Raw genomic sequence first — 12,085 nt, forward strand, 5'->3', positions numbered from 1 at the left:
AAACCCCACTTAGAGGTTCCAACATGTTAGCAATCGTCGCCTATGCCCTGGGCGTCATGTACACCCCTGGGCCTGTGAATCTGCTCGGCCTGAATGTAGGTATCAATGGCCAGGCCAGACAGTCGGTGGGGTTTTGCCTGGGCGTGGGAACGGCCATGCTTGTGTACCTGCTGGTGTTGGGCTGGGCGGGCGCTGCCTGGATCAGCGGTAACGCCCTGATCCTGGTGAGTGCGCTGGGCTGTAGCTATATTGTTTACTTGGCCGTCAAGATTGCCCGCGCCAGCGCGGATTTGGACGAGCCTGATCATGCACCGCGCCTGCTGAACTTTCGCGATGGGCTGGTGATGCAGCTGCTCAACCCGAAGGCCATCGTCGCGACCCTGCCCATAGCCACCCTTCAGTTTCCGGCGGCGGGCATTCAGGGCGTCAGCCTGGTGATCTGGGCGCTGGGGCTGTCCGCCATGGCGGCGGGCGCCCCAGGTAGCTACGTGGTCATCGGTAGCCTGGTGGGTGAGCGTATTAAAAGCACGCGGGTCGTGAAGGGCTTCAACTGGCTGATGGCGGGGCTATTGGTCGCCGTGGCGCTGTCGATTGGTGCCGAACATGTGTGGAGGCCGCTTGTGTCCTGAGCGTTTAACACTTCGACAGCGATGACATGGTCCAACCGCCAATCACCTTATAACCCCTATTCGCTTTTTATTTAATAGCCATGAGTTTCCGGCCCCACAGCGTCGTTTCCGCTTCTGTCTACCTCCGGCAGGCCCTGACGCTTTCCGCCAGTTCACTGACCAACCCATGTACCCGCTCCACGGCTTCATCAGGCGTCGTGGCGTGTTCGATGCAGTCGACCAGTGCGGAGCCCACCACCACCGCATCGCTATAGCGGCCAATGGTTGCCGCCTGCTCGGCGGTGCGGATACCGAAGCCGACGGCGATGGGCAGTTCGGTATCTTCCCGCAGGCGCGAAACTGAGGCTTCCAGCCGTTCCGGTGTGGGGGCACTGCCGCCGGTCACGCCCGCCACGGAGACGTAGTAGATAAACCCGGAGGCGTTCGCCAACACTCGGGGCAGGCGTTTGGCATCGGTGGTTGGGGTGGCCAGACGGATAAAGTCGATGCCGTGCCGAAACGCAGGCTGGCAGAGTTCTTCGTCGTGCTCGGGGGGCAGATCCACCACGATCAGACCGTCTACCCCGGCACGGGCGGCATCGGTCAAGAAGCGCTCAACGCCGTAGCGGTAAATGGGATTGTAGTAACCCATGAGCACAATCGGCGTGGTGCTGTCCTGTTCGCGGAAGGTGCGTACCATGTCCAGCGTTTTGGCCTGGGTCTGGCCGTTGTTCAGGGCGCGCTGGGCTGCTTTTTGAATGGCGGGACCATCGGCCATGGGGTCGCTGAACGGCATGCCCAGCTCGATAATATCCACCCCGGCGGCAGGCAGCCCGTGCAGCAGGCGACGCGAGGTGACGGCATCCGGGTCACCGGCGGTCAGGTAGCTGATCAGTGCCGGACGGTTTTGCTGCTTGAGTGTACTGAAGCAGCGGTCAAGACGTGTTGGGTTGCGCATGGTCTGACTCACGGTAGCGTTCATCGCGTTTTCCTGGATAGCGCTCATACGTTTTTCACTCCGAATTTATCGCCAAGGTGATGGGCGACGCTCGTCATGTCCTTGTCGCCACGGCCGCTCAGGTTGATCACCATCAAGTGCTCGCGGGGAAGCTGGGGCGCGCGTTTGGCGACTTCTGCCAACGCATGGGCGGTTTCCAGGGCGGGAATAATGCCTTCCTTGCGGCAGCAGATCTGGAATGCCTCCAGCGCCTCGTCATCGGTGGCCGAGACGTACTCGACCCGCTTCTGCTCGTGTAACCAGGCGTGCTCGGGCCCGATACCGGGGTAGTCCAGCCCGGCGGAAATCGAGTGGGCATCGGTAATCTGGCCGTCTTCGTCTTGCAGCAGGTAGGTGCGGTTGCCGTGCAGGACCCCAGGGGTGCCGCCGTTCAGGCTGGCAGCGTGCAGGCCGCTTTTGACGCCCTTGCCGCCCGCTTCCACACCGACCATGTGAACGTCCGGGTCATCCAGGAACGGGTAGAACAGCCCAATGGCATTTGAGCCGCCGCCCACGCAGGCAACGAGTGAATCCGGCAGACGGCCTTCCTTTTCCAGCATCTGGGCGCGGGTTTCATGGCCGATGACGGCCTGGAAGTCACGCACCATGGCGGGGTACGGGTGCGGCCCGGCCACGGTGCCAATGATGTAGAAGGTGTCGTCCACATTGGTGACCCAGTCACGCAGCGCTTCGTTCATGGCGTCCTTGAGCGTGCCGGTGCCGGAAGTGACGGGGACGATTTCCGCGCCCAGCAGCTTCATGCGGAAGACGTTGGTCTGCTGGCGTTCGATGTCCGTCGTGCCCATGTAGATGACGCAGGGCAAACCAAAACGCGCCGCTACGGTGGCAGTGGCGACGCCGTGCATCCCTGCGCCGGTTTCGGCGATGATGCGCTTCTTGCCCATCTGCTTGGCCAGCAGCACCTGGCCGATGCAGTTGTTGATCTTGTGCGCGCCGGTGTGGTTGAGCTCTTCACGCTTGAGATAAATGCTCGCTCCGCCAAAGTGCTCGGTCAGCCGTTCGGCGAAATAGAGCGGGCTGGGCCGCCCTACGTAATCGCCCTGAAAGTAGTCCAGCTGACGCTGAAATTCGGGGTCGTTTTTGGCGGTGGTGTATTCGTCTTGCAGCTCCAGAATCAGCGGCATCAGGGTTTCGGCGACAAAGCGGCCGCCAAAGTTGCCAAACAGGCCGTTGGCATCGGGCAGGCTCTGGGATATGTCTACAGGTTGATTCATCACGACCTCTGAATGCGTTATCGAACAATGCAATGAAAGTAGCGCAAGCAGGCGGGGAGAAAAATCGATAAGATGTCATCAACCTGTGAGCTGGAGTCACACATCAATGCACAATAGCCTGCCACCGCTTAGCGCCTTGCGCGCCTTCGAGGCCACTGCCCGGCTGGGCAGCGTGACCGCCGCTGCCGAGGAGTTGAGCGTGACCCACGGCGCCGTCAGCCGCCAATTAAGAAGCCTGGATGACCATTTTGGCGTGGCGCTGTTTACCAAAGCGGGCCGCGGCATTGTGCTGACGCCCCACGGCGAGAAGCTACAAAGCGGCCTGAGCGATGCTTTTGCCCAACTGCGCGATAGTTGCGCCGCGCTCAAACGTGATGTGGAGGATGCGCCCTTCACCCTCGCCTGCCCCGGCAGCCTGCTGGCCCGCTGGCTGATTCCCCGGCTGGACCGCCTTCACCGTGACCTGCCTGACCTCAAGCTGAAAGTGGTGGTTAGCGAAAGTGAGCATCCTGAAAAGCAGACGGACGCCAGCGCGAGCCTTGCGTTTTCCGAGCCGCCCTGGCCCGCCGAGGTGGACGTCGTCGAGCTTATCCCGGAGCAGATATGCGCGGTGGCGAGCCCGCCACTGGCCGCGCAGTGCGACCCAGCCAACCCGGCAACGCTATTCGACAACACGCTGCTATACACCGCCTCGCGCCCTCAGGCCTGGCCGCAGTGGGCCAGTGCACATGGGCTTGAGCAGTCACAACTTGAAGCGGCGCTACGTAAAGGCCAGGGATTTGAGCACCTTTACTACCTGATGGAAGCGGCCGTGGCGGGGTTGGGCGTGGCGATTGCCCCCACGCTATTGGTGGAAGACGACCTGAAGAGCGGCCGACTGGTCGCCCCCTGGGGCAGCATCGAAACCCCCGCCCGGCTCTGCCTGTGGCTGCCCGCTCAGGCGGACTTACTCACCCACCCCCGCCGAAGCGAGCCGCTGGCGGAATGGCTTAAGGGGGAGCTTGGGAGATAAATGCGAAGGCGTTAGTGAGGCTGCGTGTTGTCCGGAAGCTTGTGACTCGCTTCGGCTTTCAACCGTTCAACCAGCCAAACTTTGATAATAGATTGACGCGTAACGCCGATACGGGCGGCTTCACGATCCAGGGACTCAACCACCCAAGCGGGGAAGTCGACATTGATTCGCTTCGGATCTTGATTAACATGGTGTGCCGTAGATAAATCAAGATCGTCAACGATGTCTTCGCTATCCTGGTCAAATTTTTGATCAAAGTCGTTAGCTTTCATAGAGTTCTACCTCTCTTTTTCGCGAGCGCCTTACCGAAATGAGTCGAATTTTTTCATTTCGGTAGGTGATGACGGCAGACCAGTGTTTATCACCAATCAGCCCTATCATCAGAAAACGCGGCTCATCATCATGATTTGGCTTGAATTTCCAGCAAATCAGGATCATTCCAAAGCGCCTGAGCATCTAGAAAGTCAATTCCATGCTTTATCCGATTGGCTACGCTTTTGTCATCATCATACTCAAAGTCGCTCATGAGTATAAATTATTCCTTTTTTACTCAAACCACAAGGTAGCCCAACACTTCCTTGCTGCTCAACAAGCATGCCGAGACAGCTTTATGCCGCCTTTTTACCTCTACTCACCCACTCAAGCGCTCGCTGTTACTGGCTACCCGTTCCGCCAGAAAATCCGCCACGGCCCGGATACGGGCTGATTGGGTAAGATCCGTCTGGATGACCAGGTAAATGGGCTGATCCACGCCGATATCGGACTCGAGGCAGACGAGCTCAGCCTCCAGCGCCAGAAAGTGCGGCAGCACCGCGATCCCCAGCCCCGCTTTGGCCGCCGCTAGCTGGGTCGCAAGCGACGTCGTGGTCAATGCAGGTTCGCGACCTCGTAGCATCCGTTCAACCCACTGGGCAGCGGGCAAGTGCGCTTGCGTATCCCCCCAGGTGATAAAGGCATCCGTGTCATAATCGCCCGCGTCATCATGAGCCTTGCGCTGCGCTGTATAGCCGGGGCTCGCGTAAAGTCCGAACCCCAGCATACCCAAGCGTCGAAGGGTGACATTGCCCCGCTCGGGCTTGACCATTCTAAGGGCTAAATCGGCGTCGCGACGGTGCAGGTTGACGGTGGTGATATCGGTCACCAACTCAAGCGTGATGCTGGGGTACTGCGCATGAAATTGTGGCAATGCGGGCAGAATCAGCGCCGTGGCCAGGTTTTCAGCGGTCGCCAAACGCACTCTGCCGCTCAGTTGCGCAGTGTTGGAAACCCCGCTGGTAAACGCCGCCGCTGCTGCCTCCAAGGCTTCGGCTTTCTCGATTAGCCCCGCGCCCTCCTCGGTAAGCTGATAGCCCGATTGATGGCGTACAAACAGTGGCAGCTTTAAAGCGTTTTCCAGCCGTTCGATACGCCGGGAGAGCGTGGCGATGCCCAGGTTCAGCTCGGCGGCGGCACCACTCAGCGTGCCGTGGCGCGCCACTGCCAGAAAGGTGCGTGTGTCGTCCCATACCCAACCACGCGGCATGTGTTTTTCATAATCAGAAATTTGTTTATCGAATTCGTTAATTTTTTTCATTACCGGATAGTGCCACGCTGCTACGGCGCCACTCAAGAACGCGTCACTTCTGGAGACATAGCATGCAACAACGAACGCTGGGCAGCGATCTAACCGTTTCCGCTATCGGCTTAGGCTGCATGGGGATGAGCGAGTTTTACGGCCCTCGGGACGACAGCGAGTCGCTTCGGGTATTAGCGCGGGCGGTAGAACTAGGTATCGACTTTTTCGACACGGCGGATATGTACGGGCCGCATCATAACGAGGCGTTGATTGGCCGCTTTCTCGCCAGTCAAAAGCCTAAGGTCCGTATCGCCACCAAGTTTGGCATTGTGCGCAACCCTGGAGAATATCAACGTAGCCTGAACAGCAGCGCCCACTATGCCCAACAAGCCTGCGAGGCATCACTGCGGCGGCTGGGTATCGAGCAGATCGATCTCTACTACGTCCACCGCGTTAACCCCGACACGCCAATTGAAGAGACCATGGAGGGCTTGGCGCAACTGGTGAAAGAGGGAAAAATTGCCCACATTGGCCTCTGCGAGGTTAGCGCAGAGACCCTTCGTCGAGCCCATGCGGTACATCCCGTCACCGCCGTGCAAACCGAGTATTCGCTCTGGACGCGGGACGTTGAACAAGCAGTATTGCCCACCTGCCAGGAACTCGGCATCGGCTTTGTGCCCTACTCACCGCTGGGCCGTGGCTTTTTGACGGGAAAACTTCAGGCGAATGCCGACTTCGGCGAAGGTGATTTTCGTCCTAACCTGCCGCGCTTCTCTGAACAGGCCATGCATGCCAACCGCCGAATCGCCGACGTGATTGGTGAAATGGCCACCCATAAAGGCTGCACCCCGGCGCAGCTTTCGCTGGCTTGGCTGTTATCCAAAGGCGATAACATTGTGCCGATTCCCGGCACCAAGCGTCTGCGCTACCTTGAAGAGAATGCGGCTGCCGCGTCCATCACCCTGACCGCCGATGAGCAGCAACGGCTTGAAGCGGCCACCGAGCGCCTTCCGGTAACCGGTGAGCGCTATACGCCGGAAGGCATGAAGGGGGTTAACGCCTGAACGGCTGGTGGCTCATTGAGAACGTCTACTTGATAATTTCGTCGATCGACCGCTTGCCGTCCAGCAACGCGAACTCCTTGTTGATAACACTGCTTTGCAGCGCGTAGTGCAACGCATGCGCGACATTGGCGCGGGAGATTTGATTGTCGCCGGCCTCGTCGATTGAGCTTGCGAACTGCTGGCTGGCGGCGTCATCCGTCAAACGTCCGGGTTTAAGAATCACGTAGGGTACGCCGCTGTTGCGCAGATGGGCATCGGCGGCGAATTTTGCGGCCATGTAGGGGCGCAACTTCTCAGGCGCTTCCATGGGGTTTTCGGCCCGTATCGCGCTGATCATCAGGTAGCGGGAAATACCTTTCTGCTTGGCGATATCGGCAGCACGAATGGCCCCGTAAAGATCGATCAACAGGGTCTTGTCCGGCCCGGTGTGCGGTCCTGAACCAGCGGTGAAGACCACTTGGTCACAGCCTTCAAAGGCATGCGAAAAGTCGTCTTCCAGGTCGGCAATGACGGTATCGATACCTCTGTCATTGAACCATGGCACCTGCTCTTCGCTGCGAATCATCGCCTTGATGGGCGTGCCCGCTTTTTGGGCCAGCTCGCAGAACTGTTTGCCAATCTGTCCGTTCGCGCCAATCACTAACGCCGTCATAACGTCTCCTTGTGAGTTGCCTATATAGGTTAGGTGCTGGCAAAAAAGACGACATTCAACCCCTGCTCCTTCGAACCGCCTCAGCGTAAGGCGTGCCGTCCCATCAATAATCGCGCTGGCCACCGCCGCGCTGGGCACACTATCACCGGTAACACCAGCCAGGTGCCATGCCAAGCAATCTCAGGTCAGTGATGTGGATTTCAGATAGCTTATCGTGCGCTACGGTCATGGCAATTCGTGCGTAAATACACCATAACTTAAGGGTCGGGCGATACAGCCCGACAGCCAATACGCGCCTATAACGATAATAATGGAGACGCCTGCGATGCCAGAGGCCATCATCGAGACGACCGGCTTGACCAAAAGCTTCAAAGGCTTCAAGGCGGTCAATGACATTTCCCTGCAAGTGATGCCAGGCACCATTCACGCCATGATTGGCGCCAATGGTGCGGGCAAGACCACTTGTTTCAATCTGCTGACCAAGTTTCTGCGCCCCACCAGTGGGCGCATTCTGTTCAAGGGGCGCGATATCACGTCCCTCAAGCCTGACCAGATCGCTCGCCTCGGGCTGGTGCGATCGTTTCAGATATCGGCGGTCTTTGGCCAACTGACGACGCTTGAAAACGTCAAGTTGGCGCTGCAGCGCCAGCGCGGTGAGTCCTACGATTTCTGGGCTTCCCGTCGCCGCCTGGATCACCAGCGCCAGCGGGCAGAAGCGCTACTCGACGACGTCGGGCTGAGCGATGCCGTCGACACACTCGCCGCGGAGCTTCCCTACGGTCGCAAACGCGCCCTGGAACTGGCCACCACGCTGGCTCTGGATCCACAGGTGATGCTGCTTGACGAGCCCCTGGCGGGAATGGGCACCGAAGATGTCAGCCGGACGGCTGAGTTAATCCGCCGCGTGGCCAAGGGGCGCACCGTGTTGATGGTGGAGCATAACCTTGGGGTCGTGGCTAAGCTATGCGACCGCATCACCGTCCTTGCCCGTGGGGAGGTATTGGTGGAGGGCGACTACGACACGGTGTCGCAAGACCCTCGCGTGATCGAGTCCTACATCGGAGGTGCCACCCATGGCTGAGGCAGCGTTTGACACACAACAAGCACCGATGCTGAGTATTCGTGACTTACGTGCCTGGTACGGCGAAAGCCATGTGCTGCACGGTATCGATCTCGAGGTGCCTGAAGGCCAGGTCGTCACGCTGCTGGGGCGCAACGGCGCGGGCAAATCCACGATCCTGAAGTCGATCATGGGAACCGTGCCCAAGCGTCAGGGAAGTATCTGCCTGCAGGGGGTCGAGACCATCAACCGACGCCCCTTCCAGATCGCCCGTCAGGGGATTGCCTTCTGCCCTGAGGACCGCGGCATCTATGCCACCCTGAACGTGCGTGAAAATCTGGAACTGCCGCGGCGTATCAATGACAGCGGCCTCACCACCGAGCAGATTCTCGACTTGTTTCCCAACCTGCGCGAACGGCTCCACAGCCCTGGCTCCAAGTTGTCTGGCGGGGAACAGCAGATGCTAGCCATCGGCCGTATTTTGCGCACAGGCGCCCGATTGCTGCTGCTCGATGAGCCTACCGAAGGGCTCGCTCCGGCGATCGTCGAGCAGATCGGCGACACCCTTGTCCACCTCAAGGCGCAGGGCTATACGATCCTGCTGGTGGAGCAGAACCTGCGCTTTGCGATGTCGGTGGCTGATCAACACTACCTTATCGACCACGGCCAAGTGGACACCCGCTATGACCGCCAGAGCATCGAGGAGAACACCGACGCCCTGCTGGTCCGCCTGGGTGTCTAGGCGTCACTCCTGCGAGTGATGGCGGAAGTGCGACGGCGAGACACCTTTCATGCGCTTGAAGGTCTTGGAGAAAGCAAACGGGCTCTGGTAGCCGACGCGTACCGCGATCTCTTCCACCGGGAGGCTGCTGGTGGCCAACAGATGGGCAGCGTGCTGCATGCGAAGCTGGGTTAGCTGCTGCATGGGGCTGCGGCCAAATACCTTGCGGCTGATTCGGCGCAGATGCTCGCTGCTGACGTGGGCAATCTCGGCCATCTCCTCGATGGTCCAGGGCTTTTCCAGGGTTGGGGTCACGGCGTCGAACACCGCCACGATGCGGGTATCGCGACGCCAGGGATCCGCGAATCGCGAGATATAACGCTCGATGGTATCCCCCCACATGGCACAGCTGGCGGCATCGCCCTGACCATGAAACACCTCGCTATAGAGCCCGAGGATGGCGTGCTTCATCGGCTCAGGGTCGAAGTGCTGCATGATCGGCGCGATGGTGCCGACCACCGAGCGTGGGGCACTGGGCAGATAGCGCACCCAACAGTACTGCCAGCGACTGCCAGGCACGGCATGAAAGGCGTGCAGGCCATGCGCCGGGGCAAAGGACGTCATGTTGCGGCGCATGGTGCACCATCCGCCATCGAGCAGCATGCGCCCCTCCCCACCCAGAGAGCCGTGAATATAGGCGCCGCTTAGCCGCGTGCGCACGATGCGGTAGGGAACGGCGGCATCGCCCACGCCCACGTGGGAAATATGTCGTTCGCGCAATGCCTGGCAGTCGTCCACGCGGACGATCCATTGTTGGGTGTCTTCGCCCACAATGTGGGTTTCAGATAGGCAGTCGTGTTCTGAGGCCATGGCGCAATCACTCTTTATAGACCTTACTGGTAACAGCAAGACATAACAGAAAAAGACATTGCAACGCCAACTATAACAACAGCTCAGAACGAGCATAGGAGATTAACATGTCAGCCAAGACCCCTTTAAAAACCTTTGCCCTGTCGTCCATCGTGCTGGCTATGGGCAGCGCGACCAGTGCCATGGCGAGCAACGGTTTTTCCGACGATGCAGTGCGAATTGGCGTGCTCACCGATATGTCAGGTATCTATACCGACCTTTCCGGTGAAGCCGCGGTCGAGGCAGTCCGCATGGCGGTCGAAGACTTCGGTGGCGAGGTCGGCGGCGTGCCGATTGAAGTCACCTACGGCGATCACCGCAACCGCGCCGACACCGGTGCCAGCCGCGCCCGCGAATGGTACGACAATGAAGGGGTCGACATGATCAACGACCTCGCCAACTCCGGGGTTGCCCTGGCCGTGGCAGCGGTCGCTGAAGAGCGCCAGCGCCATGCCATTGTCAACTCGTCTTCCAATATCGGGCTGACCAACGAGTACTGCTCGCCCTATGTCACCCACTACACCTACGATGCTCACTCGCTGGCCCATGGCACCGGTAAATCCATCGTCGAGAATGGCGGCGATACCTGGTTCTTCCTGACTGTCGATTTCGCCTTCGGCATCGGTCTTGAAGAACAGGTTTCCGAGGTCGTGCGCGAAGCCGGGGGGCAAGTCGTGGGGGCGGCCCGCCACCCACTGGATACGACTGACTTCTCCTCCTACGCCCTTCAGGCCCAGGCCTCGGGCGCCGAGATCATCGGCATTGCCTCCACCGGCGCCGATGCCATTAATGCCATCAATGCCCTGGCCGAGTTTGGTGTCACACCTGACCAGAGCCCCGCTGCTCTGCTGCTGTGGTACGACGACATCGAAAGCCTCGGCCTGGAAACCGCCCAGGGCCTGATGCTCACCAACGCCTTCTACTGGGATGCCAACGAGGAAACGCGTGAGTTTTCCGAGCGCTTCTACGAGCGCACCGGTCGCATGCCCAACATGGCCCAGGCCGGCAACTACTCCTCCACCATGCATTATCTCAACTCTGTGGAAGCCGCCGGTACCGATGATCCTGACGCCGTTTCCGAGAAGATGCGCGAGCTCAAGATCAATGACTTCTTCGCCAAGGACGGTTATATCCGCCCTAATGGCCGCATGGTGCACGACCAGTACCTTTGGGAAGTCAAATCGCCCGAGGAATCGGAATACGACTATGACTACCTGAGACGGGTCACTACCATCCCTGGTGAAGAGGCATTCCAGCCGCTGGAAGAAAGCACCTGCCACCTGCTTGATAACGACGAGTGATTACTGACACTGCCCGGGGATGGCCCGGGCAGTGGTGGTGATCCTGGGCTAACCCCTTCGTTTTCTTTTGAGTGGTCAATTATGGATATCTTAGGTGTACCTATTCAGGCACTGATGGGACAGCTCATGCTGGGAATCGTCAACGGTTCTTTTTATGCCGTCATGAGCCTTGGCCTGGCGATCATCTTCGGTGTGCTCAAGATCGTCAATTTTGCCCACGGTGCCTTCTTCATGCTGGGGGCCTTCGCCGCCTTTCTGTTGGCGCAGCACCTTGGCGCCAACTACTGGACCACCTTGCTGGTGGCCCCGTTAGCAGTGGCGCTGTTCGGCATGCTGTTCGAATGGCTGTTTCTACGTCGGCTGTATGGCCTCGACCCGATCTACGGGCTGTTGCTGACGTTCAGCCTGGTACTGGTCCTGGAAGGCGGTTTTCGCGTTGCCTTTGGCTCCTCGGGCCAGCCCTTCGCTACCCCGGAATTGCTGCGCGGCACGGTCAACCTGGGCTTCATGTACCTGCCGATCTATCGCGGCTTCGTCATCTTCGCGGCCATGGTGGTCTGTCTGGTGACCTGGTTTGTGATTGAACGCACCTCTCTGGGCGCGAGCCTGCGCGCCGCCACCGAGCGCGCCGAGCTGACCCAGGCCTTCGGTATTAACGTGCCGCGGCTGGTGACCCTGACCTATGGCGTCGGCGTCGGGCTCGCGGCTTTCGCAGGCGTACTCGCCGCGCCGATCTTTCACGTCAATCCGGCAATGGGCTCGAGCCTGGTGATCATCATTTTTGCGGTGGTGGTCATCGGGGGGCTGGGCTCTATCATGGGGGCCATCGTGACCGGCCTGGGGCTTGGGGTGGTGGAAGGCTTTACCCGGGTATTCTACTCCGAGTTCTCCTCGACCATCGTGTTTCTGGTCATGGTCCTGGTGCTGTTGCTGCGCCCGGCTGGCCTTTTCGGCCGAGAGGAGGGCTAGCC

15 protein-coding genes are annotated in these 12,085 nt (G+C 59.6%); 7 read left to right on the forward strand and 8 right to left on the reverse strand.

The annotated features are described in order from the left end of the window. The first annotated feature begins 23 nt into the window (after nt 1-23). The gene (locus tag QC816_RS10100) at nt 24-629 is read left to right on the forward strand and encodes a LysE family translocator (protein WP_085920356.1); all 606 of its coding nucleotides are present in this window, start codon (nt 24-26) and stop codon (nt 627-629) included. A gap of 118 nt (nt 630-747) precedes the next feature. On the opposite strand, the gene trpA is transcribed toward QC816_RS10100, so the two are convergent. Beyond that, entirely contained in the window at nt 748-1,566 is an 819-nt protein-coding gene (gene trpA / locus QC816_RS10105; protein ID WP_309782397.1) for a tryptophan synthase subunit alpha, read from the reverse strand. Between the two features lie 44 nt (nt 1,567-1,610). Beyond that, nucleotides 1,611-2,840 (reverse strand): tryptophan synthase subunit beta, encoded by a 1,230-nt coding sequence (gene trpB, locus QC816_RS10110; protein ID WP_309781956.1) that lies wholly within the window; start codon nt 2,838-2,840, stop codon nt 1,611-1,613. A 106-nt stretch (nt 2,841-2,946) separates the two neighbouring features. Between trpB and QC816_RS10115 the strand changes: the two genes are divergently transcribed. Next, a complete protein-coding gene (locus QC816_RS10115; protein WP_309781958.1) occupies nt 2,947-3,852 on the forward strand; it encodes a LysR family transcriptional regulator in 906 nt (301 codons plus the stop codon). 11 nt (nt 3,853-3,863) lie between these two features. Here QC816_RS10115 and brnA read toward each other — a convergent pair whose 3' ends face one another. From brnA to QC816_RS10135, 4 genes are all read right to left on the reverse strand, one after another. Next, entirely contained in the window at nt 3,864-4,124 is a 261-nt protein-coding gene (gene brnA, locus QC816_RS10120) for a type II toxin-antitoxin system BrnA family antitoxin (RefSeq protein ID WP_085920353.1), read from the reverse strand. After that, a complete protein-coding gene (locus tag QC816_RS18305) occupies nt 4,114-4,308 on the reverse strand; it encodes a BrnT family toxin (RefSeq protein ID WP_309781959.1) in 195 nt (64 codons plus the stop codon). Before QC816_RS18305 ends, brnA begins: the two co-directional genes overlap by 11 nt. Further along, nucleotides 4,253-4,378 (reverse strand): BrnT family toxin, encoded by a 126-nt coding sequence (locus tag QC816_RS10130; RefSeq protein WP_254902988.1) that lies wholly within the window; start codon nt 4,376-4,378, stop codon nt 4,253-4,255. Before QC816_RS10130 ends, QC816_RS18305 begins: the two co-directional genes overlap by 56 nt. A 105-nt stretch (nt 4,379-4,483) precedes the next feature. Beyond that, nucleotides 4,484-5,425, reverse strand: coding sequence for a LysR family transcriptional regulator (locus tag QC816_RS10135; RefSeq protein WP_309781960.1), 942 nt, complete (start codon nt 5,423-5,425; stop codon nt 4,484-4,486). Between the two features lie 62 nt (nt 5,426-5,487). On the opposite strand from QC816_RS10135, the gene QC816_RS10140 reads away from it, so the two are divergent. Then, the gene (locus tag QC816_RS10140; RefSeq protein ID WP_264827817.1) at nt 5,488-6,471 is read left to right on the forward strand and encodes an aldo/keto reductase; all 984 of its coding nucleotides are present in this window, start codon (nt 5,488-5,490) and stop codon (nt 6,469-6,471) included. A gap of 25 nt (nt 6,472-6,496) precedes the next feature. Here the strand turns inward: QC816_RS10140 and QC816_RS10145 are convergent, their stop codons facing one another. Beyond that, nucleotides 6,497-7,123 (reverse strand): SDR family oxidoreductase, encoded by a 627-nt coding sequence (locus tag QC816_RS10145; RefSeq protein WP_309781963.1) that lies wholly within the window; start codon nt 7,121-7,123, stop codon nt 6,497-6,499. Nucleotides 7,124-7,448: 325 nt separating this feature from the next. On the opposite strand from QC816_RS10145, the gene QC816_RS10150 reads away from it, so the two are divergent. Both QC816_RS10150 and QC816_RS10155 read left to right on the forward strand, forming a co-directional pair. Continuing rightward, the gene (locus QC816_RS10150) at nt 7,449-8,204 is read left to right on the forward strand and encodes an ABC transporter ATP-binding protein (protein WP_309781964.1); all 756 of its coding nucleotides are present in this window, start codon (nt 7,449-7,451) and stop codon (nt 8,202-8,204) included. Beyond that, nucleotides 8,197-8,925: an ABC transporter ATP-binding protein gene (locus QC816_RS10155; RefSeq protein ID WP_309781966.1), complete on the forward strand. Its 729-nt coding sequence runs from the start codon at nt 8,197-8,199 to the stop codon at nt 8,923-8,925. Before QC816_RS10150 ends, QC816_RS10155 begins: the two co-directional genes overlap by 8 nt. A gap of 3 nt (nt 8,926-8,928) precedes the next feature. On the opposite strand, the gene QC816_RS10160 is transcribed toward QC816_RS10155, so the two are convergent. Continuing rightward, nucleotides 8,929-9,774: a helix-turn-helix transcriptional regulator gene (locus QC816_RS10160; RefSeq protein WP_309781969.1), complete on the reverse strand. Its 846-nt coding sequence runs from the start codon at nt 9,772-9,774 to the stop codon at nt 8,929-8,931. Nucleotides 9,775-9,881: 107 nt separating this feature from the next. On the opposite strand from QC816_RS10160, the gene QC816_RS10165 reads away from it, so the two are divergent. Together QC816_RS10165 and QC816_RS10170 are read left to right on the forward strand one after the other, a co-directional pair. After that, entirely contained in the window at nt 9,882-11,114 is a 1,233-nt protein-coding gene (locus QC816_RS10165; protein WP_309781971.1) for an ABC transporter substrate-binding protein, read from the forward strand. An 81-nt stretch (nt 11,115-11,195) separates the two neighbouring features. Continuing rightward, a complete protein-coding gene (locus QC816_RS10170) occupies nt 11,196-12,083 on the forward strand; it encodes a branched-chain amino acid ABC transporter permease (RefSeq protein WP_422823739.1) in 888 nt (295 codons plus the stop codon). The last annotated feature ends 2 nt before the right edge of the window (nt 12,084-12,085 follow it).

This window comes from Vreelandella janggokensis (assembly GCF_031451615.1).
GTDB classification, from domain to species: Bacteria; Pseudomonadota; Gammaproteobacteria; order Pseudomonadales; family Halomonadaceae; genus Vreelandella; species Vreelandella janggokensis.

Coding starts and splice junctions, on each gene's coding strand:
- QC816_RS10100 (WP_085920356.1), top strand. CDS start 24: ATGTTAGCAATCGTCGCCTATGCCCTGGGCGTCATGTACACCCCTGGG.
- trpA (WP_309782397.1), bottom strand. CDS start 1,566: ATGCGCAACCCAACACGTCTTGACCGCTGCTTCAGTACACTCAAGCAG.
- trpB (WP_309781956.1), bottom strand. CDS start 2,840: ATGAATCAACCTGTAGACATATCCCAGAGCCTGCCCGATGCCAACGGC.
- QC816_RS10115 (WP_309781958.1), top strand. CDS start 2,947: ATGCACAATAGCCTGCCACCGCTTAGCGCCTTGCGCGCCTTCGAGGCC.
- brnA (WP_085920353.1), bottom strand. CDS start 4,124: ATGAAAGCTAACGACTTTGATCAAAAATTTGACCAGGATAGCGAAGAC.
- QC816_RS18305 (WP_309781959.1), bottom strand. CDS start 4,308: ATGCTCAGGCGCTTTGGAATGATCCTGATTTGCTGGAAATTCAAGCCA.
- QC816_RS10130 (WP_254902988.1), bottom strand. CDS start 4,378: ATGAGCGACTTTGAGTATGATGATGACAAAAGCGTAGCCAATCGGATA.
- QC816_RS10135 (WP_309781960.1), bottom strand. CDS start 5,425: ATGAAAAAAATTAACGAATTCGATAAACAAATTTCTGATTATGAAAAA.
- QC816_RS10140 (WP_264827817.1), top strand. CDS start 5,488: ATGCAACAACGAACGCTGGGCAGCGATCTAACCGTTTCCGCTATCGGC.
- QC816_RS10145 (WP_309781963.1), bottom strand. CDS start 7,123: ATGACGGCGTTAGTGATTGGCGCGAACGGACAGATTGGCAAACAGTTC.
- QC816_RS10150 (WP_309781964.1), top strand. CDS start 7,449: ATGCCAGAGGCCATCATCGAGACGACCGGCTTGACCAAAAGCTTCAAA.
- QC816_RS10155 (WP_309781966.1), top strand. CDS start 8,197: ATGGCTGAGGCAGCGTTTGACACACAACAAGCACCGATGCTGAGTATT.
- QC816_RS10160 (WP_309781969.1), bottom strand. CDS start 9,774: ATGGCCTCAGAACACGACTGCCTATCTGAAACCCACATTGTGGGCGAA.
- QC816_RS10165 (WP_309781971.1), top strand. CDS start 9,882: ATGTCAGCCAAGACCCCTTTAAAAACCTTTGCCCTGTCGTCCATCGTG.
- QC816_RS10170 (WP_422823739.1), top strand. CDS start 11,196: ATGGATATCTTAGGTGTACCTATTCAGGCACTGATGGGACAGCTCATG.